Source organism: Roseinatronobacter sp. NSM (assembly GCF_052379845.1).
Taxonomy (GTDB): Bacteria; Pseudomonadota; Alphaproteobacteria; order Rhodobacterales; family Rhodobacteraceae; genus Roseinatronobacter.
Map to the genome: position 1 here is coordinate 1 of NZ_JBQTCF010000005.1, position 26426 is coordinate 26426.

Here is a 26426-nt window from a genome sequence, read left to right on the forward strand (position 1 = left end):
GATTGGGTGGCGTGAATACGAATGAACGTGATACATGATGAGGAGGACATATTGCGCCAAGCGTCCCAGACCGAGCACACCCCAAACACACCACACGGCCCTGCGTTGGTATGGGGCGCTGGCCCTATGGCTCTCAACCCCAAATCTCTCCGGCGGTGGTGTTGTCCGGAACCGTATCGGATATGGTTTTATCCCCGAGGCGGCGGGACTGTTCCTGCATCCGCAATGCTGCCGCCGCTTCCGAGGGGCAGCACGTTCCCGCAACGTCAATTGTTTCTACAAGTCCTGTAAGAAAGTCGGCCAGTCCTTCCAGTCCTTGCCGAAGCAAGTCTGCATTTTGCAATCCTCGCGCATCCGTTTGACTGTATCGCGCAAGTATAACGCCAATTGTATCATCCAGATGCGCAGCTTCTTGCGATAATAGCCTGGCTTCATTTGCCGCGCGCAGCAAACCTTCAGAAAACGGGACACGGGGCTTGTCCGCAGTGTCCCTGTCGAATGCATCCGCACGGGTTTGATGCAGTGTCATTGCAATTTACCTGTGACGGATTCGATGCATCGCAGCAGCGCTTCCTTGGTGAATGGCTTTGTCAAAAAGTTGTTCATTCCGGCGCGCTGACCGCGTTCCAGCAGGGCCCGATCCGCCTTTCCGGTGATCAGAATAAACCCCATACGGTGCGTCGATTTATTGGAGCGCAGCGCTTCAAGTAGGCTGATGCCGTCCATTCCGGGCATGTTATAATCAGAAATGACCAGATGCACCGGGGATGCCACCAGCCGTTTCAGCGCACTTTCCCCGTTTGCTTCGTATTGGACATTTGATATTCCGGCCCAGTCAAGCGCCTGTTCAATAAGTCCGCGACTTACAGACATATCGTCAACAACCATGACGTGAAGCTGAGATTTTAACAGCATAAGTTTATCCTTCGTGAAGCATATTACCGCAATGTGTCGGAGGCGGCCTTGATATAGTGGGTTGGCCCAACCAGGCGAAACGCAGCGCTTGCCGGCCCATCCAGACGCTCTGAATGGCCGATGAATAAATGCCCATCAGCGTTCAGTTGGGTTGCGAACCGTTGCCAGAGCATCCTCCGCGCGTTCCCGTCGAAGTAGATCACCACGTTGCGACAGAATATCACGTCAAATTGGCCCGAGAACGGCCAGTCCTTGTGTAAATTCAGTTCGGCAAAACGCATCATGTCGCGCAAGGCGGGGCGGACTTCATAGGTGCCGCCCGAGCGTGTAAAATGTTTGCTCAGCTTTGCTGGGTCAAGGCCCTGAACGGCATCTTCACTGAATATCCCGGCCTCTGCCTTTGCAACCATGACAGGGTCGATGTCGGTCGCAAGGACAAGCAGATCGTATCGCGAGACATCCGGGAACGCTTCTAGGACCGAGATTGCCATCGAATACGGTTCTTCCCCGGAAGAACATGCCGCAGACCATAGCCGCACCCTTCCGCCCTTGCGTGCTGCGTCAATTAGCGGTGGCAAAACCTGGAGTGTCAGGGCGTCAAAATGGTGGTCTTCCCTGAAGAAAGCCGTCACATTGGTTGTCACAGCTGACAGCATATGTCGCCGCTCCTCGCCCCCCTCGGGGCTGCCCAGAAGGGCGCAGTAGGCGCCGTATTCTGACAGGCCCAACACCCGAAGGCGCCGATTCAACCGCGCCATTAAAAGCCCGCGCTTCGCCTCGGTGAGCACGATCCCGGAATCTTCGTGCACGATTTTTGCAAGCCGACTGAACTGCTCAGTTGTAAGGGAGGGAGGCGATTCAACCAGCATAAGGTTCACGCTGAAACAAGCTGCGGCGCCGGCAGCAGTTGTGCCAGATCGATTTTGCGCAGGATGCGGCCGTCATCGAAGGTGATCATTCCGGTTATGAATTCCCGCGAGGGATCAGAAGCAATGTCGGGAACAGCCTGAATATTCTCGTCATTTATGGTGACAATATCGGACACAAGGTCCGCCAAAAGCCCGACGATACGGCCTTCGTGAAAGGCGATTATGACGACGTGGCGCTGCGACGGCTGCGACGGACCAAACCCTAACCGCGCCGAAAGGTCGACAACAGTTACGACAGACCCACGCAGGTTTATAACGCCCTTCACATAGCTTGGGGCATGAGGCAGGACAGTGGCAGGCGCCCATCCACGAATTTCGCGTACCAGGCTGATATCTATACAAAAATCCTGTTCTGCGAGTTTGAATGCGACAACATCTTTTTTGCCGGCGGAATTGTGAGACATGGTTTCTAGCATTGCGTCACCCGTTTGCTGCGAAGGCCATTGCAGAGCGACCTTGCTCGGACAATGAGGAGAGTACGATTTCTTCAGGGTCGATGATCAGGGCGATTTTTCCATCGCCCAGAATTGTTGCGGCAGATACGCCCGGCACGCGACCATAATTTTCTTCCAGACTTTTGATGACAACCTGGCGCTGGTCAAAAATCCCGTCAACATGCAAGGCGGCCCGTTTGTGGCTGTCAGTTTCAACAACGATCAAAACGCCGTCATCAAGGGGTGCGGGCGCATCACGAAGCCCGAAAGAGCACGCCAGGTCGATGATCGGGATCAGTTCCCCCCGGTTTGACAGGACGCGCCCGTGTTTGCCAATCCCGTGCAAGGTTGCGGAGGTCGGGCGCAAGGTTTCCTGAACCGCGGTTATCGGCAAAACCATTGTCTGGTCGCGCAACTGGATCAGCATCCCTTCAAGCACAGCCAATGTCAGGGGTAAGGCAATCGAAAAAGTTGTTCCTTCGCCTTCTTTTGACTGGATCATCACACGGCCGCCAAGCGCCATGATTTCACGGCGGACAACATCTAGGCCAACCCCGCGCCCCGATAGCGCAGAAACTTCATCCTTGGAGGAAAAGCCGGGCAGGAACAGAAGAGAGTCTATTTCATTTGAAGACAGCGTTGCTCCTTGTGGAATAAGCCCGCGTTCCTCGGCAATGCGGCGGACCCTTTCGCGGTCGATCCCGCCCCCGTCATCAGAAACTTCGATCTGAACGCGCCCTGATCTGTGTGCTGCGGACAGGGTAATTGTGCCTTCCTGAGGTTTGCCGCGGCGCTGTCTTGTGACGGCGTCTTCAAGCCCGTGATCGATCGAGTTTCTGATCATATGCGTCAACGGATCGATCAGTCGTTCAATCATTGTCTTGTCGACTTCGGTGTTCTCTCCCAACGTGTCCAGACGAACTTTTTTGCCGGTCGCGTCTGCGGCCTCTCTCAGGATGCGATGCATCCGCTGAAATACCAGCTTCAGGGGTTGCGCCCTTATGGACATAACGCTTTCCTGAATGTCCCCCGCAAGTTGGCGTATGCCTTCAAGTGCGGTCACCACGTCGGGATCTTCGGTAAATCCAGCTGTTTCAATCACCTGGTAGAGCATGGCTTCTTTGATCACCAACTCACCGATCATGTTCATCAGTTTGTCCACGCGGTCCAGACTGACCCGTATTGTCGCGGCTTGCCCTGTGGCTTGACCGGACTTGGCGGCGCTGGCGTCTGTGGGTGCTGCTGCCTTGCTGGTCTCGTCAATGTCAGGCAGGGCAATATCAGCGCTTGGCGCGCGCGAGGCCGGTATTTCGGGCAAGACAGTGCTGTCCTCTGGGACGGCCTGCGCAACATTATCGGAAACCTCATGAATATCGAGCTGGCAGCAATCCACAACAAATTCGAATATCTGGTGAATGTCCGCGACTGGCGCGGTCGTGGCAAGTTCGATCTCCCAACTCAATCGAGTGTCATCTTGCGACCATACCGAGAGTTTGGGAACATTTGTGGCATTTAACTTCACGGTTGCATCGCCAAGTTGGGTCAAGGCGTGGATAAGGGCCGCAGGGTCATTGCCAGTCCGGTACATTTCCGGGTCAGGCATCATGACGATCTTGTATGTCCTGATCGCAGGTTCCTCCGCTATGGGGGAGAAATCAAGCGTCAGAGGGGTGAACTCCATCGCGAGCGCGTCATCTTCCGCGTCGTCGACCTCGTCACCGATCAATCGATCCAGATCGCCAAGAAGTTCATCCATACGCCCCGTGTCAGCTGGAGAGGATTGACGCGCGGCGGAAACAAGATCGGTCAACAGGTCGGAGGATCGGTGCAGGACCGTCATCACGTCCTCATCTGCAGTCAGCTTGTCCGAGCGCAGCAGATCCAGCACTGTCTCAAAACGATGCGCAAAGGTCACGAGGTCCGACAGGCCGAAAGCAGCAGCCGCGCCTTTCATGGAGTGCACCGCCCGGAATACAGAGTGAACTGTTTCTTTTTCGTGATCTGGCGCTTCCATCGCGCGCAATCCGGTTGCCAGGCTGTCAAGCAGCTCGTCACACTCGACAAAAAACATTTCGAGGAATTCGTCCATATCCGGCATTGAATTTACCTTCCCAAGACCCGAGAGATAACCGCAATCAAGCGCTCATCGTCGAATGGTTTTACAATCCAGCCGGTTGCCCCGGCATTGCGGGCGCGTGTTTTCAGTTCCGCACTGCTTTCTGTCGTGAGCACAAGTATCGGTATGCTGGAGTAGTTGCCTGTGGCGCGCACCGTTTCGATCAGGCCAAACCCGTCCATCTTTGGCATGTTTATATCTGTTATAATAAGGTCGGGGTTCGCATCGGTCAGCGTGCCAACGCCCTCAACACCGTCTGATGCAAGGAAAACTTCAAATCCTGCCTTGCGCAGGACATCTGCCACGAGTCCGCGGATGGTCGGGGAATCGTCAACAGCCAGAATACGCGCGGTCATTTTGGGACCTCCACTCTCAATGTTTGGGGGTCGACATCCAGTATTTCAAAAACCCTAAGGATTGATGACGACAAATTGCTTATTTCAAATCGTATGCAGTCTTCTTGCCATTGGCGATGCGCGGCGATCAGCATCTCCAGCCCGGCCCCGCCCAGCCGGGTTAGATTGCGTGCATCAAGGTTCACGTCCTCCCCCAATCTGTCCAGAAGTTGGGTGGCGACAATCTGCGCACCTCTCTGATCGAGGACTTCCGGCAGTTTCAGTTCTGGCATGACACCCCCTTTTCGCACATCATCGTGATTGTCCGGCATATCCCGCCTTCTCGATCCAAGATTACCGGCTTTCGTTGAAACTAGGGGTAACACTGCTCCCTTAAGAATTGGTTTCGCGCCAAACGCTTCTTTTGTTAAATCGGACGGTGGATGCACAGAGTTTCTTAAGCAGTGTGGATTACCTTGTCCTCATTGCTGAAGGAGTCTGATGTGACTGATCCGGTTATTCTTATTGCGGACCCGAATCGCGCCCGTCGCAAAATGCTGATGGCGATATGTGCGGAGATGGGGATTGATGCTGTCATCGATGCCGGCACGCTGGGCGAAATTTATCAATGTGCTGAACAGCATATGCCCAAACGTGTGGCTGTTTCCGTTGAGTTTGTGAAAACACACGAATTCGATGCCGTGCTTGACATGCTGAATATTATTTCAGCCGAATTGCTGATTTATGGGGACGGGCCCGCCGCAATGTCCGATCAGGTGTTCCGGCTCGGGGGGCGCGAATCGGCGCAGCGCCTCGTCACTTTGTTGTCAGCTGGCCTGACTGGAATGCGGCGGGTGCCTGTGGCCAGCCGCGACATGAATGCCATCGCCAGCCCGAATGCCGCGCCAGTGAACCGGTTGATCATGATCGGGGCATCGACAGGCGGCATTACAGCCCTTGAAACGATTCTCTCCGCCTTCCCGCAGGACTGTCCGCCAACGCTGGTTGTGCAGCATTTGCGCCCGGGCTTCGCCGAAGGGCTGATTCGGCGGCTGGATGAAACTGTTCGCCCGAAGGTTGTGATTGCGGAGAACGGCGTGCCGCTGCGTATGGGCACAGTGTATGTTGCCGCGGGCAGTGACCGCCATCTTGGCCTGATCCAGCGTGGGGGCCTGATGACCCGGCTTATCGATTCGGCGCCCGTATCAGGGCACTGCCCGTCAGTCGATGTTCTGTTCGAGCAGGGCGCGCAGATTGCAGGCAGGGTTTCGATAAATGCGGCAATCCTGACAGGAATGGGGGCGGATGGTGCCGCCGGGATGCGCAGCCTGCGCGCGGCTGGTGCCTATACTGTTGCTCAGGACAGGGGCAGTTCTGTGGTTTGGGGCATGCCCCGCGTTGCCGTCGAAATGGGGGGCGTGGTTGATGTGCTGCCCTTGGCGTTCATCGCGAAGGCATTGCTGCGCGACCAGTCGCGCGCCGCATATCGACAAGGCAGGGCAATGTAATGACGGAAACGCAGAAAAAAATAATTCATATCGTTCAGGGTGAGCATCGTATCTCTGAGCAGTCAGATGTCATAATCACCACAGTTCTTGGGTCTTGCGTGGCGGCATGCATCTATGACCTGGAACGCGGGATCGGTGGCATGAACCACTTTTTGTTGCCGGATTCGGCAGCCGGTTCAGGGGACATACGCTATGCTGCGGCTGCAATGGAAATGCTGATTAATGGCTTGCTACGGCAGGGTGCAGTCCGCAGCCGGATGCAGGCCAAGCTGTTTGGTGGCGCAAGAATGATGCCGTCCCTGCCCGATATTGGGCGGCGCAACGCGGATGCCGCGCAGCGCATCCTGCAAACTGACGGCATACGTCTGGTGAACGGTGACTTATGCGGCAACGAGGCGCGGCGGGTCCGGTTCTGGCCGACCACCGGGCGCGTGCAGGTGCAACTTCTTGGGAATGATGCCCCTGTTCCCGTGGAACGGGCTGTGCGCCCTGCACTCGGCGAGGTTGAGCTGTTTTAAGGGGGGGCGAGTGTTGCGTGATGTGGCAATAGTCGGTGTCGATAAGCACTCATTAACATGCCTTTGATATGCTGTCGTCAGATTGAAAAGGGGCGGAACAGTGCCGATACACACCGAAATGGTGATTCCCGTTGTAACCTTGGTGTTGGGGTTGCTCTCGCTAAGCGTCGTCCCTGCCCTTCCTCGGGCAGGGCATGGCGCGGCCGCGCTGCGGTTTCTCCCGACTGTGTCGCGCGCTGAAGTTCTGCGCGACATCACTGCGCTCGATCTGTCAATCGGCCATATTCGCGGGAACGGCTATCTGGTCGAACTTGATGCGACAGACCTGCCGGACCGGCTGAAAACGGGCCTTGCCAGCCTTGTTTCTGAACCAGAAATCCAACTTGCAATACGGGCTGGAACATTCTGCATCGACCTGCCCCAAACGAAGGAAAACTAGGAATGGCGACGAATAACGGCACTCCGGAAATGTTGGTTGCGATCCGCAAGTATGGTGCCTTTGGAATTTGTTTGTTGCTTTGGGGCATGGTTCTTCAGGCGGCCCTTATTGGCTGGCTGCTTGATATACCCTCGACATATGTTGTTGTGTGCATGGCGGCTCTGGCCGGCATCGTGACGGTCGAGTATAAGCGAAATTCTTCTGGTGAAAGCGTTCAACTGACGTCTGCCGCTGCGCTGGCATTGGGCGTTGCCCTGCTGGTGTCGCAGTTTGCGGACCACCCTTGGCAGCCTGACATGCATATGCAGTTTTTCGCGGCTTTGGCAGTTCTTGGGATTTACTGCAACTGGCGTGCGATCGTGCTTTACACGGGGCTGGTCGCCATACACCACCTTTCGTTGACGGTTGTGCTTCCGTCCGCGGTATTGCCCGGCGGGACGGATATCGCCCGCATTCTGGTGCATGCAGCCATTCTTCTTGTCGAAGCTGTTGCGCTGGGGGTGATTGCCGAACTGGTCCGACGCGCGCTATACACCGCCGCGGAAGAGGCGTCGAATGCCAGAACCGCCAGCCATGAAGCGGAGTCGCTTCGCCTGCGTCAGGCAGAAATTGCCCGACAGGCAGCTGACGAAAAGGCAGCAGAGGCCGTACGTCAGGAACGTGTTGTGCGCGATCTGCAAGAAGGATTGTTGCGCCTGTCCGAAGGCAACCTGAAAGTTCCGATCGACAGCCCCGATGATGATCCGTTCCCCGCGGAATATGAGGGTATTCGGCAGGCATATAACCAGACTTTGCTTTTGCAAGATGACCTCATGATACGTGTGGACCTGGTGGCCGGATCGGTCAGGTCGGAAGCAGTCGAGATTGAGCGTGCGGCCCAGCAGCTTTTCGATCGCGCCCAACAACAGACCGCCAGTTTGCGCGATGGCCGCGAAGCCCTGCAGCGCGTCGTTGAACTTGTTGACTCCAGTCAGGCCGATTCGCGCAAGGCCACTGATGAAAGCCGTGAAAGTGAAAGCCAGGCGACAGCTGGGCGCAGCATCATGCAAGATGCGGTGGAAGCGATGCATGCAATCGAAGAAAGTTCCGAGCAGATTTCAAGAATCATCGGTGTGATCGAAGATATCGCCTTCCAGACCAACCTCCTCGCCCTGAATGCAGGCGTAGAGGCGGCGCGCGCCGGTGATGCGGGGCGCGGGTTTGCTGTTGTTGCGGCGGAAGTGCGCGGTCTGGCTGAGCGCGCGTCCGCGTCGGCACGGGAAATCCGGGCGCTTATCGCGCAAGGGTCCAGCCATGTCAGCAACGGGGCCATGCTGGTCCGCCGCACGACGGACGCATTGTCAGGTATTGTTGAACGCGCCACCGAAGTGCGCCACCTTATGGATGGCATAAGCGCTGCGTCCGTGGACCAAGTGGCCGGGCTTCATCGTACAGCTACGGTTATTGATCAGGCCGAGTCCATAAACCTGCAGACCCAGGATGCCGCGCAGGATGCGCAGGCGGTTGCGGTCAGCATTGGCAAACAAGCTGATGAGCTGGTGGCAACCCTCCAGTCATACCTGACCGCACCGGATCGGATGGATTGGTCTGAAATCGGCCCTCCAGACGAACTGATGACGCCCACCCCCCCAATTCGTTTTGCGAGAGGCGCGTGATGACAAATCACGTCGGTTTCACCGCAGCGGTCCGACCGTGCCGATCATCCGATCGGTCCCTGAAATTCATAAAACAACGAAGCTAAGTTCCGAGGGTAATCATGTTGAAAAATACGAACACAGCAACACAGATCGCAGGCAGTTTTGCCGTCATAGTCATCCTGATTGTCGCCTTGGGGCTGTTCAGCTGGCAAAGGCTTCTTTCGATGAATACCGCAGTCTACGATATCGAAGCCTCGATGGAGAGGACGATTGCTGCCGTTGATCTGGGCCGCGAGATAACAGAGGCCGGCCTTGCGCTGGAAGTCTACAGGCAGACAGCTGACTCGGCTGATGCGGAACGCACGTTCGAGGAAATGCAGCAGGTCCGCAGTGTTGCGACTGCCCTTGTGGACGCGGGATATCAGTCGGCCCTTGATATCGTCATTCTCAAGGACAAACACCTTGCAGAGCTTTCGGCCTTTGTAGAAGTGTACAGCCAGCGGGATATGCTGAACACACGGCTGCAATCCTTGGGCATCGAACATCGCCGCAACCTGGGTCGCCTTGTGTCGCTTCTGGAAGAACGTGACGCAGAAAGCGCGGCTTACCTCGCGTTGCGGGCGTCTGAAAGCTTTCTTGTTACCCGTGTGCGTGTTGACCGTTTCATGGACGGCATGCCCTTGTCAGAGCTGGACACAGCGACCGCTCCCTATGAGGCAACACTTGCGTTTCTTTCGCGGTTGACGGGGACTGGCCTGAATGCCGAAGAACGTGCGCTGCTTGGGGAAACCCAACGCGGATTGACGGAATTCTGGTCTATTGCCGCAGATATCCGCACTGTCGAAATTGCCAGCCGCGACGCGCTGAGTGTCTTGATGGCAACGACAGTGGATGTGATGTCCCAACTGGAGCGCCTGCGTGCCGAAATCCGTACCACGCGTGAAAGCCTGAATGCGTCCACGCATCAGCTGATCGACCAGACCGTGTTTTCAATTCTTGCCGGCGTGGCCTTTGCTGCGGCATTGGGGGCTGGCATTGCTGCAACTCTGTCCGTTTCGCTGTCACGCCGACTGTCAAGCTTGGTTCACCAGACTACACGTCTTGCCAAGGGGGATATGTCTATTGAAATAACCAATGCGGACGGACGTGGCGATCTGGCACAGATGGCCCAAGCTTTGGATGTATTCAAAGACAACGCCGTTGCGCGCGCCAAGGCAGAAGAAGAAGCGCGCCGCGCTGAAGAACGTGCAAATGAAAAGCAGGAGCAGGAGCGCCGCCGTCAGGCGCGTGTCGTGCGGGATATCGAAGACGCGCTGACACGGCTTGCGCAAGGGGAACTGACACACTCCATCCCCAGCCCTGCGAATGATCCGTTTCCAGCAGAATATGAGGAGCTTCGCACAGCGTTTAATACTGTCGCGTCGAACCTGGCTGATACCATGTCACGTATTGTGACAGTTGCCGAACAGGTGCGTGGCGGGTCCGAGGAAATCACCTCTGCTGCGCAGGATCTGTCGGGTCGTGCTGAAACCCAGGCCGCCACGCTTGAGCAATCAGCCGCCGCGCTGAATGAGCTTACAGAAAGCGTCAGGTCCACCGCGGAGCTTGCCAAGACCGCTGAAAATATGACGCGCGACAATCGTATGATCGCCGAAGAAGGGACAGTCATCGTCCGCGATGCGATAGCCGCCATGCAGAAGATTGAAAAATCTTCAGATCAAATCAATCGGATCATTGGTGTTATCGATGATATTGCGTTCCAGACCAATCTTCTGGCCCTGAACGCAGGGGTGGAAGCCGCGCGCGCGGGTGAGGCAGGTCGCGGATTTGCCGTCGTCGCATCAGAGGTGCGCGGGCTGGCACAACGTGCGTCTGAATCAGCGCGCGAGATCAAGGGTTTGATCTCTGAAAGTGCGCAGCAGGTTGAGGCGGGGTCGTCCCTTGTGACAAGGACTGGCGGAAGCCTCGAGCAAATCCTGCACAAAGCCAAGGATGTGTCCGATCAGGCGTCTTCCATTGCCATTGCCGCAGCAGACCAGTCCAGTGCGTTGGGTGAAATCAACTCTGGTGTGAACCAACTGGATCAAGTGACCCAGCAAAACGCCGCTGTGGCGGAAGAAACCAACGCGGCAGCGGGTTCGTTGCAGCAACAAGCCGATATTTTGTTGGGCGAGCTGTCAAACTTCAAGTTCAGCAAAGCGTCCAGAAATGCGGCAAAGGTTGTGAAGATGCCCTTGAGCGAAACACCTGTCGCGGCGGCAAGTTTTCAGTCAAAGCGGGCACTGGGCAGGCCGTCGGATGGCGCGCAAGCAAGGCTTCTTGAATTCTGATCAATATGTTCGGCGTGCCGCGCAAAAGCGGGGGGCAGAAATTACGCTTCCCGCTGATGCGCCATCAGTATGTCAACGTGGTTGTGTGCATCGCAATGAGCGCGCCCCACGCGAGGAGTGACTGCGACAATGCGGACCTTGGTGCGCTTTCATGGAAAGGTTTATCCTTTCAGGTTTGAAATACGGCCATAACAAGGGGCCGCCCTGGTGCTGGGCGGCCCGTTCCATGCTTGGGTGAGGGGCTTGTACAATCGCAGGCTCCAAAACAGAACCCGCGCGTGCCGTTACATTTATGGCGCGCGCAAGAATGTCGGGGCGTTTCATCACCAGAAACTGTGCCCACTTTCATGGGCATTCACATAACGCACTCTCTAACCCTTTGTCATGGCGTGTTCTTGTGCAGCAAATTGGTTCGCATTTTTGCGCAACATGCTGTAGATGGAACGGCGCGCGCCAAAAGCATGCATCACAATGCACTGCCCGACGCCACATGCTGGCGCAGTTTCAAGCAGTTCTGGGCTTTTGGACAGGACATCATGGCACTGCCCAAAAGCGAAAGGTTCTTGTCAGAATGTCACATGCATTCTTCCACAATGCCGCGCAGGAACTGTTCGCAAGCGTCCAACTGGGCCGCAGCGATGAATTCATCTGCCTGATGCGCTTGTCCAATGGAACCGGGGCCGCAAACGACAGTTGGAATATTCGCCATTTCGTGAAACAGGCCGCCTTCGGTGCCGAAGGCAACCTTGATGCTGTCATTGCGATTGGCAAGCCTGCGCGCGGTTACGGCTACGGGGGCATCCACGGCGGTATCCAGCCCCGGATAGAACGAGGTCAGTTCAAGATTGACGCCCGCCGTAGGGTCGGTGCGCTGCATCTCTGGCAGCAATTCGTCATTGATGAAGCTGCGCACTTCGTCCACCAGCGCGTCGGCGTCTTCTTGTGTCAGAACGCGGAATTCGAAATCGGTGACGAACCGTTCGGGAACAATGTTCAGGGCCGTCCCGCCATGGGCTGTGCCGACATGGGCCGTGCTGTGGGGGGTGTCATACAAGGGATCGCGCAGCCCCTTGGTGGCCAGCCGCACCCCGATGGACTGCATATGCGCAATCAGTCGCGCGCCATATTCGACGGCGTTCACAAATTGCGGCGCGCGCGATGAATGGCCCGCAGTGCCGGTAAAGGTGGCGCGCAGGCTGCGTTTCGTCTTATGGCCGATGCAGACGTGCATCAGCGTGGGTTCGCCCACGATGCAGGCCATGGGTTGCACGGGTTCGGCCATGACCATACGCAACAGTTCGCGCACCCCCAGACACCCCACTTCTTCGTCATAGGACAGGGCCAGATGCACGGGGCGCGCCAGCGCCGTTTGCCCCAAAACCGGCGCAAGCCCCAGACAACACGCGATAAACCCTTTCATGTCGCAGGTGCCGCGGCCATAAAACAGGCCGTCACGTTCGGTCAGTTGAAATGGGTCCACACTCCAGTCCTGCCCGTCCACGGGCACTGTATCCGTGTGGCCCGAGAGCACCCAGCCCGGCACATCAGCGGGGCCGAATGTTGCCCATAAGTTTGCCTTGGTCCCGGTGGCATCATGCACGCGGCGACAGGTTGCGCCATGGCTGGTCAGCCAGTCCTGTGCCCAGTCAATCAGGGGCAGGTTGGAGTTGCGGCTGGTTGTATCGAAACCGATCAGGGCTTCCAGGGCGGTCCGCGTGGCGGCGCTTGGCATCAGAATTCTCCGGTTTGGGTTTGGTTGGCCCGCGCGCGCACCATTGCCATGAAGGCCAGCGTGGCCGAGGAATGGCGGATGTCCGCAGGGGAAAGAAAGCTGGTCTGCAGTGTGATTGTCGGTTCAAACGGGCGGGTGGTCAGGCTGGCATCCAGCCGCAGCGCCGTGGGGAAGGGGTTGATCAGCGCAACCCCCAACCCTTCGCGCACCAGTTCCGCCGCTGATACCACAGTTGCCGTTTCGATGGTAATGCGCGGCTGCACCCCGGCTGCGGCCAGCGCACGGTCTTTGGCGACCCGTGCCGAATGGCGACGGGTTTGCGCGACATAATCGCGCCCGTCCAGATCTTCGGGGCGAATAACCGTTTTTGACGCCAGCGGATGGTCGCGTTTCATCAGGCAGACGACATGGGATTCACGAAATGGTTCCACCCGCACCCCCGCGTGGTTTGGGTCGGCATCAGACAGGGCAATGTCCACGCGTCCTTCTGCCACCTGTGTGACCAGAACATCGCTGGACAGCACATCAATCAGAATGTTCTGGTCTGGAAAATGGCGTGCGAAATCTGCAACCGGGCCGGGCAGGAAGCGGTGCGCGATGGTGGGGGGGGCCGCAATCCGGAGCGGCACTGTCGGGTCAGGGGCGCGCCGATCCGGGTTTTCGATGCGGGCCAGCACCTTGAACAGGATATCCAGTTCCGCATCCACGCCCAGCGCTTCGGCTGTGGGCAGCAGGCGCCCCCCTTCGCGCGAAAACAGCACCCGCCCAAGGCGTTCTTCCAGCTGCGCCAAGGCGCGGCTGACCGCAGGCTGCGAAATTCCCAGCATATCTGCGGCTGCAGTTGTGGTTCCCGCGGTGACAATCGCACGCAGGACGCGCAATTCCCGCAGTCTTATGTCAGACCCGTCAATTTTGCTGGTATCTTCAGGCACCGCCGCCGCCTATGCGTTTTGGTTATGATGTTTTCTATTTACAATGCTTTTAATGCATCATAGCATTTAACGCAAGGGCGCACCGTAGTCGGCATGCACTGCCACAGGTCGTTCTGTCAAAAGACAAAGATGATGCCGCACGCCCGACGTGCGAGAATCGCAAACAGGGAGTTATGAATGCCCAATACTTCATCACGCACATTTCTAATGTCCGCCAGCGCGGCGATTGCGCTTTCGGCTGGCGTTGCCGGCGCCGACACGTTGCGCATCGGGCTTGCGTCCGAACCCACATCGGTTGACCCGCATTACCACAACCTTGGGCCGAACAACGCGCTGGCCCGCCACATCTTCACACCGCTTATCGCGCAAGATGCAAACCAGCTGCTGGAACCGGGCCTTGCGACCGCATGGGAGGCGATTGACGACACAACATGGCGCATCACCCTGCGCGAAGGTGTGACGTTTTCCAACGGCGCGCCGTTTACTGCGCGTGACGTGATCTACACAGTGTGCCGCATTCCGCTGGTGCCGGATGCGCCGTCGCCTTTCACCCTATATACGCGCGCAATCGCCGGGCTGGAGGCAGAGGATGATCACACCTTGATCGTGACCACTGACGGCCCCGCGCCTTTGCTGCCCAACCAGCTTTCAACCTTTGGCATCATTTCGGCCAGTGTTTCGGGTGCAGAGGATGATTTGACGTTCAGCACTGACGGGTGCACCGGGGTTGGCGACGCGCCTGCATCGGCTGAATTCAATGACCCTGCCTTTGCCATTGGCACCGGCCCTTATACTCTTGACGCCTATATCCGAGGCGAGGAATTGCGCCTGACGCGCAATGACACCTACTTTGGTGATGCGCCCGCTTGGGAACAAATCGTCATGCGTCCGCTGACCAATGCAGGTGCGCGCGTTGCAGCCCTGCTGGCCGGTGACGTGCAGATGATCGAAAACCCGCCGACACAGGATATTGCCCGCATCGAAGGTGACGGGTTCATGCTTGCATCCGGGTTGTCCAACCGCGTTATCTATATCGCGCTGGATCAGGGTGAGGCCCCCACGCCGGGTATTTCCGGCGACACCAACCCGTTGCAGGACGCCCGCGTGCGCGAAGCGCTGGCACTGGCCATTGACCGCGTGGCGATTCAGGAACGCTTGATGCTGGGCCTGTCAGAACCTGCGGGCGAATTGCTGCCTGCGCCGATGTTTGGCACCAACCCAGACCGTCCGGCCATTCCCTATGACCCCGACCGCGCCCGCGAATTGCTGGCCGAAGCGGGCTACCCGGACGGATTCCAGATTGTGCTGGGCACACCCAATGACCGCTATATCAACGATGGCGCAATTTCACAGGCAGTTGCCCAGATGTGGACGCAAGTTGGCGTGCGCACCGAAGTGGACGCCAAGACCTTCTCGGCCTTCATCGCGGACCGTAACGGTTTCAACTTCTCCGCCTATCTGGCGGGCTGGGGGGCTGGCACGGGCGAAATGTCGTCACCGCTGGGCGCCTTGGTGGCCACCCGTGACGCCGAACGCAGCCTTGGCGGCACCAACCTTGCGCGCCATTCCAACCCGGAAATTGACGACTTGCTGGTAGAAGCGCTGCGCACGGTTGATGATGCGACCCGCGAGGGGCTGTTGCGTCAGGCCAGTGCCTTGGCGATGGACACATTCGCCATTGTGCCCATTCATTACGAACTGACCACATGGGCGCTGGCCCCTGGTCTGGAATATGAAGCACGCGCTGACCAATACACAATCGGTGCCGCCGTCACGCGGGCTGACTGATCGCGTGTTGTTGCACGATGCGCCGGGTCTGACCCCGGCGCATCATTTCTTTTTTGCCAGCGGAGAATTTTATCATGGTGGCTTATCTGCTTCGGCGTCTGGGCCAAAGCCTGCTTGCCGTGATTGCAATGGCGGTGCTGGTTTTTGTCGGCGTCTATGCGATTGGCAATCCCGTGGATATCCTGATCAACCCGGAAGCGACTGAACGCCAGCGCCTGGAAGTCATGGAGAGGATGGGACTTGACCGCCCCCTTTGGGAACAATTCGGGGTGTATTTCGGCAATCTGCTACAAGGCGATTTTGGCCGGTCTTTCGTCTATGGCGAAAGCGCCATGTCGGTCATTTTGCAGCGTTTGCCCGCGACCATGGAACTGGCGCTGTTCGCGCTGGTGCTGGCCATCGTTTTGGGTGTGCCGCTGGGCGTGATTGCGGGCCTGAAGCCCGACACGGTTACCGGGCGGGGCATCATGGCGGGGTCCATTCTGGGATTCAGTTTGCCGAATTTCTGGCAAGGCTTGATGATGATCCTGATCTTCGCAGTATTCCTGGGCTGGCTGCCCGCAGGCGGGCGCGGCGAGACGACCGAATTTCTGGGCATGCGCGTCAGTTTCCTGAATGCCGACGGGCTGAAACACATGCTGCTTCCGGCCTTCAACCTGGCCTTGTTCAAGATGGCGCTGGTCATCCGGCTGGCGCGGGCCGGCACGCGCGAGGTGATGATGCAGGATTACATCAAATTCGCCCGCGCCAAGGGGCTGTCACACCGCCGTGTGGTGCTGGTTCATGTGCTCAAGAACATCATGATTCCGGTGGTCACCATTCTGGGGCTGGAACTGGGGTCCATGATCGCCTTTGCGGTGGTCACAGAAACCGTGTTCGCATGGCCCGGCATGGGCAAGCTGCTGATCGACAGTATCAACAGGTTGGACCGCCCTGTGATTGTGGCCTATCTGATGCTGATTGTTTTCCTGTTCGTGTTGATCAATTTTCTGGTGGATCTGCTGTATTCGGTGCTTGATCCCCGCGTTCGGCTGGCACAACGGGGCACGTCATGACCAATATTCCAATGCCCACCCCCGAAGAAAAGGCCCACAAGAAAGCCGCTGTCAGCCCATTGCGCGCCGCCATGCTGGATTTCGCAAGCAGCCCGCTGGCAATGATCGGGTTTGTTGTCATGGTGGCCATGGTGCTGGCGGCGGTGTTCGCGCCCTGGATCACGCCGCAGAACCCCTATGACTTGTCGCAACTGTCCATCATGGATAACAACATGCGCCCGGGGTCGGAATCCTTCGGGGGGATGACCTATTGGCTGGGCACGGACCCGCAGGGCCGCGACATGTTGTCGGCCATCATCTATGGCCTGCGGATGAGTCTGCTGGTCGCGGTTACCGCCACCTTGTGCGCGCTGGCCATTGGCATGGCGATGGGGATTACGGCGGCCTATTTCGGTGGGCGGGTTGATACGCTGATCATGCGTGTTGTGGACCTGCAACTGTCGTTTCCCGCCATCCTGGTGGCGCTGATCCTGCTGGCCATTCTGGGCAAGGGGGTGGACAAGGTGATCATTGCGCTGGTCATCGTGCAATGGGCCTACTACGCGCGCACGGTGCGCGGTTCGGCCCTTGTGGAACGCCAACGCGATTATATTGCCGCCGCGCGCGGGCTGGGATTGGGCCATGCGCGGGTGATGTTCCGCCATCTTCTGCCCAACACGCTGCCGCCGTTGATTGTGGTCGCCACTGTGCAAATCGCGCAGGCCATCGCATTGGAGGCAACACTGTCCTTCCTGGGTGTTGGCGTGCCGGTCACTGAACCGTCGCTGGGCCTGCTGATTGCGAATGGCTATTCCTACCTTCTGTCGGGCGCTTACTGGATCAGCGTCTATCCCGGTGTTGCGCTGCTGATCGCCATTGTGGCCATCAATCTGGTGGGCGACCAGCTGCGCGATGTCCTTAACCCCCGTCTGAGGCGCTGATATGACTGCTGTTTTGCAGGTAGAAAACCTGAAAACCCATTTCTTCACCCGCGCGGGCGTGGTCCCTGCTGTGGACGGTGTCAGCTTTTCCGTAAACCGTGGCGAGGTGATGGGGCTGGTGGGCGAAAGCGGGTCTGGCAAGACTGTCACCGGGTTCTCGATCATGGGCATGGTGGACAAGCCGGGGCGCATTGTGGATGGGCGCATCCTGTATCAGGGGCGCGACCTTGCCAATCTGAGTGAACGCGAATGGCAGGCCATTCGTGGCCGCCACATCGCCATGATTTTTCAAGACCCGATGATGACATTGAACCCGGTTCTGAAAATCTCAACCCAGATGATCGAGGCCGTGCAGGCGCATGTCCATATCAGCAAGGAAGCCGCGCGCGAACGCTGCCTTGCTACGCTGGCGCGCGTGGGCATCCCGTCCCCTGCGGAACGGATGGAAGCGTATCCGCACCAGTTTTCGGGGGGCATGCGTCAGCGCGTGGCGATTGCCATTGCGCTGTTGCACGACCCTGAAGTGATTGTTGCCGACGAACCCACAACTGCGCTGGATGTGACCATTCAGGCCCAAATTCTGGCCGAGGTGCAAAAACTGGCCGAAACCAGCGGCACGGCGCTGATATGGGTGACCCATGACCTGAGTGTGGTGTCCAGTCTGGCCGACAATATTGCCGTGATGTATGCGGGCCGCGTGGTCGAACAGGGGCGCGCGGCAACTGTGCTGCGCCACCCCGCGCACCCCTATACGCACGGGTTGATTGAATCGATTCCCAGCCGCAACAAACGCGGGGTTGATCTGGCGCAGATTCCGGGCATGACGCCGCCCTTGCTGGACCTGCCCGAAGGGTGTGCATTCCGCCCGCGCTGCCCCAACGCAACCGATGCGTGCCGCGCGCAACAGCCCCCCCGCGAAATGCCCACGGGCCAGATGGCCCGCTGCATTCACCCTATGCGCGCAACTGAGGTGGCATGATGTCTGACGCGCTGATTGAAATCACCAATCTTTCAAAACGCTTCCGCGAAGATCATGACATGGCCGCGCGGCTTGCCGCCCGCATGGGGCTGGGGCATGAACCCGCCACGGTGCATGCCGTCGACAATGTAAGTTTCAGCGTCGCGCCGGGCGAAGTGGTGGGGCTGGTGGGGGAATCCGGGTCCGGCAAATCCACCATTGGCCGCATGATCGCGGGGTTGCTGCCCCCGACAGATGGGACAATCCGCTTTGAAGGGGCAGATATCACCACCCGCAACCGCGCCGAAACCACGGCGGCGGCGCTGCAGATCCAGATGATTTTTCAAGATCCCATGTCCTCGCTCAATCCGCGGATGCGGGTGCGCGATATTATTTCCGAAGCGCCGGTCTATCATGGCATTATCAAACAGGCGCAGGCGCGGGACTTCGTGGCGCAGATGCTGGAACGCGTGGGGCTTGAACCCACAGCGGGCGACCGCTACCCGCACCAGTTTTCGGGCGGGCAGCGCCAACGTATCGTGATCGCGCGCGCGCTGGCGGTCAGTCCGCAATTCCTGATCTGTGATGAATCTGTGGCCGCGCTGGATGTGTCCATTCAGGCGCAGGTGCTGAACCTGTTCATGCGGTTGCGCCGGGAACTGGGGCTGGCCTATCTGTTCATCAGCCATGATCTGGGGGTGGTTGAACATATTTCTGACCGCGTGGTGATCTTGTATCTGGGCCGCGTTGTTGAAATTGCCCCGACCGAGGCGCTGTATGCCGACGCGCGCCACCCCTATACGCAGGCGCTGCTGGCCGAAGTGCCGCGCCTGTCCTTTGAAAAGCGCCGCTTCGAACCCATCAAGGGTGAAATTCCATCGCCCATGAACCCGCCGCCCGGGTGCCATTTTCACACGCGTTGCCCCTTCGCGGGGCCGCGCTGTTCGCGCGAAGTGCCAGCGCTGCGCCATACTGGCGCGCGCGCTGTGGCCTGTCATCTGGAAGATGGGGGTGTCGAATGACCTATAGTCCCAATGTGCTGGAAATTCTTGGCGTGGATACTCAGCATGTGCCGCTGGTGTTTGACAGCCCCCATTCCGGCACCGATTATCCCGCTGATTTTCGCCCCATCGCTGACCCCGCCTTGTTGCGCATGGCTGAAGATACCCATGTCCATACGCTGTTTGCGGGCGCGGTGGATGCGGGCGCAGTGTTGCTGCATGCGCTGTTCCCGCGCGCCTATGCGGATACCAACCGCGCGATGGACGATCTGGACCCCGCCCAGATTGACGGCACGCTGCCCATGGCGCTGAACCCGTCAGTCAAAAGCCGTGACGGAATTGGCCTGTGCTGGACGCGCGTGCCACCTGATGGTGCGCCCATGTATGACAGCCCCCTGACAGCGGAACAGGTGATGCACCGCATTCGCACATATCATCAGCCCTATCAGACTGCGCTGCGCGACCTGCTGGACAGTGCGCATGCGCGCTGGGGGCAGGTGTGGCACATCAACTGCCATTCCATGCCCCACCGTGCCAGCGCCATGGCCCCAGACCCCGCCGGCACCCCGCGCGCCGATTTTGTGTTGGGCGACCGTGACGGCACCACCTGCGCGCCCGAATTTACCGAAACCGTGCGCGCCTTTATCGCAGCGCGGGGGTTTTCTGTCCGCGTCAACGATCCGTATAAGGGGGTCGAGTTGGTGCGCGCCAATGGCAACCCGGCAGCGGGGCGGCATTCGCTGCAAGTGGAAATCAACCGCCGCCTGTATATGGACGAAGCAACGCGCGCCCCCAATGACGGTTTCGCTGTCGTGCAATCCCTTATGTCCGATCTGGCCGTGCACCTGGCCGGGTTCGTCACTGAACCTTTGCGAAAGCAAACCGCATGAACACTGCCCATTATCCTGTTGAACTGACCCCGCCCGACATTACGCCCTATGCGCCCGGCAATACCGGCATTCCTTATGTCTGGACCTATGACAGTGGCCAACCCGGCCCGCATGTGGCGGTGACAGCGGTTGTGCATGGCAATGAACCTTGCGGGGCCATCGCGCTGGACTGGCTGTTCAGAAACAACCTGCGCCCGGTGCAGGGCAAGTTGTCGCTGGCCTTCATCAACATCGCGGCCTATCATGCGTTTGATGCCACGAACCCCAATGCCAGCCGCTGGGTGGATGAGGATTTCAACCGCCTGTGGTCGCCCGATGTGCTGGACAATCCAGACCGCAAGCTGACTGTCGAACTGGTGCGCGCGCGCGAAATCCGGCCATGGCTGGATAGTGTTGATCTGTTGCTGGATATTCATTCGATGCAACACAAAACCGAACCCCTGACCATTGCAGGGCCGCTGCAAAAAGGGCGCGCGCTGGCGCGCGATGTTGGCACGCCTGCAGTTGTGGTCAGCGACCGTGGCCATGCCGAAGGGGTGCGGATGCGCGATTACACCGCGTTTGCCGACCCCGCGTCCCAGCGCAATGCGCTGCTGGTCGAATGTGGTCAGCACTGGGAAGCCCCTGCTGCCGATATTGCACTGGACACAGCGCTGGCGTTTCTTGCGGCAACCGGAACCGTGCCACAGGAATTTGCCGATGCGCACCGCCCCTTGCCCGTGCCTGACAAAATGCGGTTTTATGAAGTTTCCGGCCCGGTCACCATTCAGACCGACGATTTCCGCTTTGCGCAAGACTGGCGCGGGTTTGAACATCTGCCGCAGGGCACCTTGATCGGGCATGACGGGGCCAAGGAAATTCGCGCGCCCCATCCCACCACGGTTCTGATCATGCCGTCTGCCCGGTTGTGGCCCGGCAAAACCGCTGTCCGGCTGGCCCAACCTGTTGACGCGGGCTGAAACGGGTCAGGGCCGGGCCTGTGGGACAGCGGCCAGCAACTGGCGCGTATAGGGGTCGCGGGTCTGGGCAAATAGCTGGTCTGTCGGGCCGGCCTCGACCACGCGGCCCCGATGCATCACGGCAATATCATCCGAGATGTGGCGCACCACTGACAGGTCATGGCTGATGAACAGATAGGCCAGTCCCAGCCGCGCCTGCAGGTCCAGAAGCAAGTTCAGAATTTGCGACTGGATGGAGACATCAAGCGCGGAAACGGCCTCGTCGCAGATAATGACCTTGGGGTTCAGCGCCAGCGCGCGGGCAATCACGATGCGCTGTTTCTGCCCGCCCGAAAATTCACGCGGCAGCCGCTCCAGCGCGGAGTCGGGCAGGCCCACCAGATCCAGCAGTTCCCGCACACGCTGCGCGCGGCTGGCCGCGTTGCCGATCCCGTGAATTTCCAGCGGTTCGGCAATGCAATGGCGCACCTTCATGCGCGGATTCAGGGCTGATGCGGGGTCCTGGAACACAAGCTGCAGCTGGCGCGTAACGGCGTGGCGTTCGGCAGGTGTCATTTGCGCGCGATCCTTGCCATTGATCAGCACCTGCCCCGATGTGGGTTCTTCCATCCCCATGACCGCATAGCCGGTGGTCGATTTGCCACTGCCGGATTCGCCCACGATGGCCAATGTCCGGCCGGGATACAGATCGAAGCTGACGCCATCAACCGCGCGCACATAATCCGTCACCCGACCCAGCAAACCCTTGCGGATGGGGAAATGCACCTTCAGGTCACGCACCGAGATGATGGGGGCGGCGGGGGTCATGGCGCTAGCTCCGTTTCTATGCGGTCGCGGTTCCAGCAGGCGCTGGCATGGCCCGGTGTGCCTGCGTTTTCCAGCGGTGGCACATCCTGTCGGCATTGCGCCGTGGCAAGTGGGCAGCGGGTATTGAACCGGCATCCTTTGGGCCAGTTCCGAATATCAGGCACTGCCCCGGCAATGGCGGGCAGCGCCACCTTGCGCGCGCCATCAAGCCGCGGGATCGTGCGCAGCAGCATGCTTGTATAGGGATGGCGCGGGCGGGCGAAAACCTGCGTCACTGGCCCGGTTTCCACCACGCGCCCGGCATACATGACCGCCACATGGTCCGCGCTTTCGGCAACCACGCCCATATCATGCGTGATCAGCAGGACTGCGGCACCTGTGTCACGCCGCATTTCGGCCATCAGTTCCAGAATTTGTTTCTGGATCGTGACGTCCAGTGCGGTGGTCGGTTCATCCGCGATCAGCAGCACCGGGCGGCGGATCATCGTCATGGCAATCATGATGCGCTGGCACATGCCGCCCGACAGCTCAAAAGGGAACTGCCGCGCGCGAAGGTCGGGGCGGTCAATCCCGACACGCTCCAGCATGTCCAGAATGCGTGTTTTCACTTGTGCGGGCGGAATGGTCGCGTCCATTGTCAGCGCTTCGGCGATTTGTTTGCCCACGGGCATCAACGGATCAAGGGACGCGACAGGTTCCTGAAAGATCATCCCGATACGGGCACCGCGCAGGCGGTTCATGCCGCGTTCCGGCAGGGTGTCGATGCGCGTGCCTTCCAGCATGATCTGGCCCGCGCTTTGGTGGGCGACATCGGGCAATAACCGGATAATCCCCAGCGCGCCCATGCTTTTGCCGCAGCCCGATTCCCCGACCACTGCCAGCGTTTCGCCTGCGGCAATGTCGAATGTCATCCCATCAACCACGGGCTGTGCGGCGATTTCGATGCGCAGGTCGCGCACGGATAAAACAGGCGGCGCGGTCATGGCGTGGCCTTTTGTGCGGATACGGCGGCAGACCAAGGGTGGTTTGGATGAACCATGCCGTAAACCGTGCCATCGCCGCGCCGTTCCACGGCACTGGGGATGGCGAATTGCACCGGATACAGCACGTCATCCACCATTTCGACATCATGTCTGTGCCCGATAAGCCCTGCAGTGCCGTCCGGCAGGCGGCGGTCCAGCACAATGCGCGGCCCTGATGCGTCCAGCCGGGGGTGGGACAATGCCTGTTCCAGATCCATGCCATGCAGCAGCCGATAGGCCAGCAATTGCGCCAGTGCGGGCATGATCTGCCGCCCACCCGCAGCCCCGAGGGCCAGAACCCCGCCTTGCGGCAGTTCGGCCAGAACCGGGCACATATTGGCCAGTGGTTGCGCCCCCGGAGCCATGGAATTGGGCTGGCCGGGGCGGGGGTCAAACCACATCATGCCGTTATTGAGCAAAATTCCCGTGCGCCCTGATGTGACCTTCGACCCGAAGCGCGACAAAAGCGTGTTGGTCAGCGCGACGGCGTTGCCCTGACAGTCAATCACGCTGATATGGCTGGTGCAGCCGGGGTCAATTCCCGTGCGCGCGCCATGACCTGCCGTGTTCAGCCGCAGCGTATAGGCCGCGCGCAGTGCGTCAGCCATAGTGGCGTGGTGTCGGGCGTCGGGCTGGGCACTGCCCGCGCCGATGCGCGACAACACATCCATCAGCGCAGGCCCGCCCGACAACCCCGGCATGGCCAGGATACGCGCGCCCGCCCAATCCATTGTCAAGGGCGTGCCCCAGCGCGGGCGATAGGACGACAGGTCGTCAAGCGTCATGCGCCCGCCCAGTTCTGCCATGTCGCGGGTCAGGTCGCGGGCGATCTGGCCCTCATAGAAGTCCTGCGCGCCGCATTCGGCCAACCGGCGCAGTGTGGCGGCTTTGTTGCCCAATGGCAGGCGTGTTTCGGCCCCGGCGCTGCCCACTGCGGGGGCGCGGCCATCCTGCAGCAGCATCGCCGCCGATACCGGATCCGTCAGCAGGTTGGGCGCGTCGATGGACAGGCACAGGTTGGTGAACCAATCGACCAGCAGCCCTTTTTCCGCTTCTTCAATAGCGGGGGCCAATGCCTCGGCCCAGCTGATGGTGCCCAGTTCCGCCAGCGCCTGCGACAGGCCCGCAATGGCACCGGGCACGCAGATGGAATGCACCCCGATCAGGTTGCGCTGCCCTTCGACCTGTGGCCAGTCGAACCAGTCGCCATCCTTGCCCGGGGCCAGCGGGTAATCCTGCAGCCGCAGCCCCTTGGGGGCGCGCATGGCGAAATCCAGCGTTCGCGCCTGTCCGCTTGTCCCGTCGCGCCAGACCAGAAAACCGCCACCACCGATACCGCTTAGCCAGGGTTCCACCACCGACAGCACCAGCGCGGTGGTGACAGCGGCATCCATGGCGTTGCCGCCCCGCGCCAGCACGTCGGCACCTGCCCGCGCGGCAACCTGATGTTGGGCCGCGACCATGCCGCCGGTGCCTTTGGCCATTGCCTTGCCGGGGGTCCATGTGCAGGTCATGCGGGTGTTCCTTTCGGCAAATGCGCGGCAAGGGTGTCCAGCCCGCTGCGCGCCACGAAGCGCCCCGCATTCGCGGTTTGGTGCCATGCGGCAATCTGCGCGGCGGGGGCAACCCAGACATCGGGCTGCGCGGTGGCGTGGCGCAGCAAATGTTCCAGCATGGCCACCCGCTGCGCGCGTCCTGAAATCCACGGATGCACCGTTATCATGAACAATTGCCCATAAGCGCGCCCTGCATCAAATTCATCGCGCCATCCTTGCCCGATTTGTGCAGCCTGCGCAGGGGGCCATTTGTCGGCACCCCCCCCGAAGAACTTGAAATATATCGCATCGTCGATTTGCCATTGCACAGGAATTTCGGTCATGCCGTCTATGTCATAGGGGTGGTCCCAGCCCATCAGCGAACTGTCATACCCTATGTTGCGCGCGGCCAGCGCGGCCAGCATGGCAGGCGTCATTTCCCATGCAGGCGACCGAAACCCCGCAGGGCGAAGCCCGATCTGCGCCTGAAACACCGCAAGCGACTGGTCCAGCGCGGCTTCGAATGCGTCATGGGGGCAGTCGCCCACCAGTTCATGCAAATGCCCGTGCAACCCCACTTCATGGCCGCGCGCGACCAGCGCAGGCAGGATTTCGGGGTGCAGTTCCGCCACAACTGACGGCACATAGAAACTGCCCGCAATGCCCACCCTGTCCAGCATGTCCAGAATGCGCCACAGCCCTTCGCGCGGGCCGAAACGGCGCTGTTCCAACTGGCCCAGCCGGTCCGGCAACCCCGCGCGGTGCTGCCACAGATAGGGGGCTTCTGCGTCGACATCGACACTGAAACACAGGGCAGATGACTTGCCTTCTGGCCAGATATAGCCGGGACGATCCATTACAGTGCCTTTTTCTTGTCCTGATGGACAAGGATTGTGCCTGCGGAATTCCCGCCATCGACCGACAATGTGGCCCCGGTAACGTAGTTCGCATAGTCCGAGGCCAGATACAGTATGGCAGATGTTGCATCCTCATAGCGTGACGCGCGCCCCAGCGGGATGGCGGCGGTTGTGGCTTGCACATGTTTGTCAGACAGCGGGCTGGCCTTGCTGCCTGCGGCAAATCCGGGTTCCACGGCATTGCACCTTATGCCATATTCCGCCAGTTCGACGGCAAACCCCTTGGTCAGGCGGTCCAGTGCTGATTTCGAGATGGAATAGGGCGCGGCGGTCGTGCGCATCTTGCGCGATGCCCCGGATGAAATCATCACAATATTGCCCCTGACCTGTTGACGCACCATCTGGGTGGCAATTCCGCGTGTCAGCAAGAAGGGCGCGCGCAGGTTGATGTCAAAAATGCGGTCCCATTCGGCGGCATCCACATCCAGCAGGAAGGCGCTGGGGTAAACTGCGGCGTTGTTCACCAGAACATCCGCCGCGCCCCATTCCTGCCCGACCATGTCCACCAATTGGGCAATACTGGCGGCATCGGTCAGTTCGGTGGCATGGGTCAGGGCCGGGCGCGACAATGTGGCGGCAAGGTCCGTCATCATGGCGCTGTCACGGTCAGACAGCAGCAGGGTTGCGCCTGCGGCATCGAAGGCTTCGCATATCCAGCGGCCTACAACGCCAGCGGCGCCGGTGACGACAACTTTCTTGCCGGTGAAATCGGCACAGGGAAGCGGGTTGGGTTTTGTCATGGCACAGGC

The 26426-nt window shown here is 59.4% G+C and carries 26 protein-coding genes; 12 read left to right on the forward strand and 14 right to left on the reverse strand.

Features of this window, described 5'->3' with window-relative positions; translation table 11 throughout:
* Nucleotides 1-133 precede the first annotated feature (133 nt).
* Genes ACTZWY_RS03935 through ACTZWY_RS03965 form a run of 7 tightly spaced genes read right to left on the reverse strand, consistent with a single transcriptional unit; the run spans nt 134 to nt 5022 of the window.
* Nucleotides 134-529 carry a hypothetical protein gene (locus ACTZWY_RS03935; protein ID WP_444789382.1) on the reverse strand — a complete coding sequence of 132 codons (396 nt, stop codon included), beginning with the start codon at nt 527-529 and terminating at the stop codon, nt 134-136.
* The gene (locus ACTZWY_RS03940) at nt 526-915 is read right to left on the reverse strand and encodes a response regulator (protein WP_444789383.1); all 390 of its coding nucleotides are present in this window, start codon (nt 913-915) and stop codon (nt 526-528) included. The genes ACTZWY_RS03935 and ACTZWY_RS03940 overlap by 4 nt, the downstream gene beginning before the upstream one ends.
* Nucleotides 916-938: 23 nt before the next feature.
* On the reverse strand, nt 939-1784 hold the full coding sequence (locus ACTZWY_RS03945) for a CheR family methyltransferase (protein WP_444789384.1): 846 nt from the start codon (nt 1782-1784) through the stop codon (nt 939-941).
* Nucleotides 1785-1789: 5 nt separating this feature from the next.
* Nucleotides 1790-2260: a chemotaxis protein CheW gene (locus ACTZWY_RS03950; protein WP_444789385.1), complete on the reverse strand. Its 471-nt coding sequence runs from the start codon at nt 2258-2260 to the stop codon at nt 1790-1792.
* 4 nt (nt 2261-2264) lie between these two features.
* Nucleotides 2265-4376, reverse strand: coding sequence for a chemotaxis protein CheA (locus ACTZWY_RS03955; protein WP_444789386.1), 2112 nt, complete (start codon nt 4374-4376; stop codon nt 2265-2267).
* 5 nt (nt 4377-4381) lie between these two features.
* Entirely contained in the window at nt 4382-4750 is a 369-nt protein-coding gene (locus tag ACTZWY_RS03960; RefSeq protein WP_444789387.1) for a response regulator, read from the reverse strand.
* Nucleotides 4747-5022, reverse strand: coding sequence for an STAS domain-containing protein (locus ACTZWY_RS03965; RefSeq protein WP_444789388.1), 276 nt, complete (start codon nt 5020-5022; stop codon nt 4747-4749). Before ACTZWY_RS03965 ends, ACTZWY_RS03960 begins: the two co-directional genes overlap by 4 nt.
* Before the next feature lie 210 nt (nt 5023-5232).
* Between ACTZWY_RS03965 and ACTZWY_RS03970 the strand changes: the two genes are divergently transcribed.
* From ACTZWY_RS03970 to ACTZWY_RS03990, 5 genes are all read left to right on the forward strand, one after another.
* Nucleotides 5233-6237: a CheB methylesterase domain-containing protein gene (locus ACTZWY_RS03970; RefSeq protein WP_444789389.1), complete on the forward strand. Its 1005-nt coding sequence runs from the start codon at nt 5233-5235 to the stop codon at nt 6235-6237.
* A 140-nt stretch (nt 6238-6377) separates the two neighbouring features.
* Nucleotides 6378-6755, forward strand: a complete 378-nt coding sequence (locus ACTZWY_RS03975; RefSeq protein WP_444789390.1) for a chemotaxis protein CheD — start codon at nt 6378-6380, stop codon at nt 6753-6755.
* Between the two features lie 100 nt (nt 6756-6855).
* The gene (locus ACTZWY_RS03980) at nt 6856-7194 is read left to right on the forward strand and encodes a hypothetical protein (RefSeq protein WP_444789391.1); all 339 of its coding nucleotides are present in this window, start codon (nt 6856-6858) and stop codon (nt 7192-7194) included.
* A gap of 2 nt (nt 7195-7196) precedes the next feature.
* Nucleotides 7197-8849 (forward strand): methyl-accepting chemotaxis protein, encoded by a 1653-nt coding sequence (locus ACTZWY_RS03985; RefSeq protein WP_444789392.1) that lies wholly within the window; start codon nt 7197-7199, stop codon nt 8847-8849.
* 101 nt (nt 8850-8950) lie between these two features.
* Nucleotides 8951-11161: a methyl-accepting chemotaxis protein gene (locus tag ACTZWY_RS03990; protein WP_444789393.1), complete on the forward strand. Its 2211-nt coding sequence runs from the start codon at nt 8951-8953 to the stop codon at nt 11159-11161.
* Nucleotides 11162-11735: 574 nt separating this feature from the next.
* On the opposite strand, the gene argE is transcribed toward ACTZWY_RS03990, so the two are convergent.
* Nucleotides 11736-12893: an acetylornithine deacetylase gene (argE, locus tag ACTZWY_RS03995; RefSeq protein WP_444789394.1), complete on the reverse strand. Its 1158-nt coding sequence runs from the start codon at nt 12891-12893 to the stop codon at nt 11736-11738.
* Nucleotides 12893-13825: a LysR family transcriptional regulator gene (locus tag ACTZWY_RS04000; RefSeq protein WP_444789395.1), complete on the reverse strand. Its 933-nt coding sequence runs from the start codon at nt 13823-13825 to the stop codon at nt 12893-12895. The genes argE and ACTZWY_RS04000 overlap by 1 nt, the downstream gene beginning before the upstream one ends.
* 177 nt (nt 13826-14002) lie before the next feature.
* On the opposite strand from ACTZWY_RS04000, the gene ACTZWY_RS04005 reads away from it, so the two are divergent.
* The 7 genes from ACTZWY_RS04005 (at nt 14003) to ACTZWY_RS04035 (ending at nt 21396) form a co-directional block, all read left to right on the forward strand.
* Nucleotides 14003-15613 carry an ABC transporter substrate-binding protein gene (locus tag ACTZWY_RS04005; protein WP_444789396.1) on the forward strand — a complete coding sequence of 537 codons (1611 nt, stop codon included), beginning with the start codon at nt 14003-14005 and terminating at the stop codon, nt 15611-15613.
* A 74-nt stretch (nt 15614-15687) separates the two neighbouring features.
* Nucleotides 15688-16668, forward strand: coding sequence for an ABC transporter permease (locus ACTZWY_RS04010; protein ID WP_444789397.1), 981 nt, complete (start codon nt 15688-15690; stop codon nt 16666-16668).
* Nucleotides 16665-17588, forward strand: coding sequence for an ABC transporter permease (locus tag ACTZWY_RS04015; RefSeq protein ID WP_444789398.1), 924 nt, complete (start codon nt 16665-16667; stop codon nt 17586-17588). The genes ACTZWY_RS04010 and ACTZWY_RS04015 overlap by 4 nt, the downstream gene beginning before the upstream one ends.
* Before the next feature lies 1 nt (nt 17589).
* Nucleotides 17590-18567, forward strand: coding sequence for an ABC transporter ATP-binding protein (locus ACTZWY_RS04020; protein WP_444789399.1), 978 nt, complete (start codon nt 17590-17592; stop codon nt 18565-18567).
* Nucleotides 18564-19568 carry an ABC transporter ATP-binding protein gene (locus tag ACTZWY_RS04025; RefSeq protein WP_444789400.1) on the forward strand — a complete coding sequence of 335 codons (1005 nt, stop codon included), beginning with the start codon at nt 18564-18566 and terminating at the stop codon, nt 19566-19568. The genes ACTZWY_RS04020 and ACTZWY_RS04025 overlap by 4 nt, the downstream gene beginning before the upstream one ends.
* On the forward strand, nt 19565-20437 hold the full coding sequence (locus tag ACTZWY_RS04030) for an N-formylglutamate amidohydrolase (RefSeq protein WP_444789401.1): 873 nt from the start codon (nt 19565-19567) through the stop codon (nt 20435-20437). Before ACTZWY_RS04025 ends, ACTZWY_RS04030 begins: the two co-directional genes overlap by 4 nt.
* Nucleotides 20434-21396: a succinylglutamate desuccinylase gene (locus tag ACTZWY_RS04035; protein WP_444789402.1), complete on the forward strand. Its 963-nt coding sequence runs from the start codon at nt 20434-20436 to the stop codon at nt 21394-21396. Before ACTZWY_RS04030 ends, ACTZWY_RS04035 begins: the two co-directional genes overlap by 4 nt.
* A 6-nt stretch (nt 21397-21402) precedes the next feature.
* Here the strand turns inward: ACTZWY_RS04035 and ACTZWY_RS04040 are convergent, their stop codons facing one another.
* From ACTZWY_RS04040 to ACTZWY_RS04060, 5 genes are read right to left on the reverse strand one after another with little or no spacing between them, the layout of a single operon-like run.
* Entirely contained in the window at nt 21403-22203 is an 801-nt protein-coding gene (locus tag ACTZWY_RS04040) for an ABC transporter ATP-binding protein (RefSeq protein ID WP_444789403.1), read from the reverse strand.
* A complete protein-coding gene (locus tag ACTZWY_RS04045; protein ID WP_444789404.1) occupies nt 22200-23186 on the reverse strand; it encodes an ABC transporter ATP-binding protein in 987 nt (328 codons plus the stop codon). The genes ACTZWY_RS04040 and ACTZWY_RS04045 overlap by 4 nt, the downstream gene beginning before the upstream one ends.
* A complete protein-coding gene (locus ACTZWY_RS04050) occupies nt 23183-24739 on the reverse strand; it encodes a gamma-glutamyltransferase family protein (RefSeq protein ID WP_444789405.1) in 1557 nt (518 codons plus the stop codon). Before ACTZWY_RS04050 ends, ACTZWY_RS04045 begins: the two co-directional genes overlap by 4 nt.
* The gene (locus ACTZWY_RS04055) at nt 24736-25617 is read right to left on the reverse strand and encodes a polysaccharide deacetylase family protein (protein WP_444789406.1); all 882 of its coding nucleotides are present in this window, start codon (nt 25615-25617) and stop codon (nt 24736-24738) included. The genes ACTZWY_RS04050 and ACTZWY_RS04055 overlap by 4 nt, the downstream gene beginning before the upstream one ends.
* On the reverse strand, nt 25617-26417 hold the full coding sequence (locus ACTZWY_RS04060; protein ID WP_444789407.1) for an SDR family NAD(P)-dependent oxidoreductase: 801 nt from the start codon (nt 26415-26417) through the stop codon (nt 25617-25619). The genes ACTZWY_RS04055 and ACTZWY_RS04060 overlap by 1 nt, the downstream gene beginning before the upstream one ends.
* Between the last annotated feature and the right edge of the window lie 9 nt (nt 26418-26426).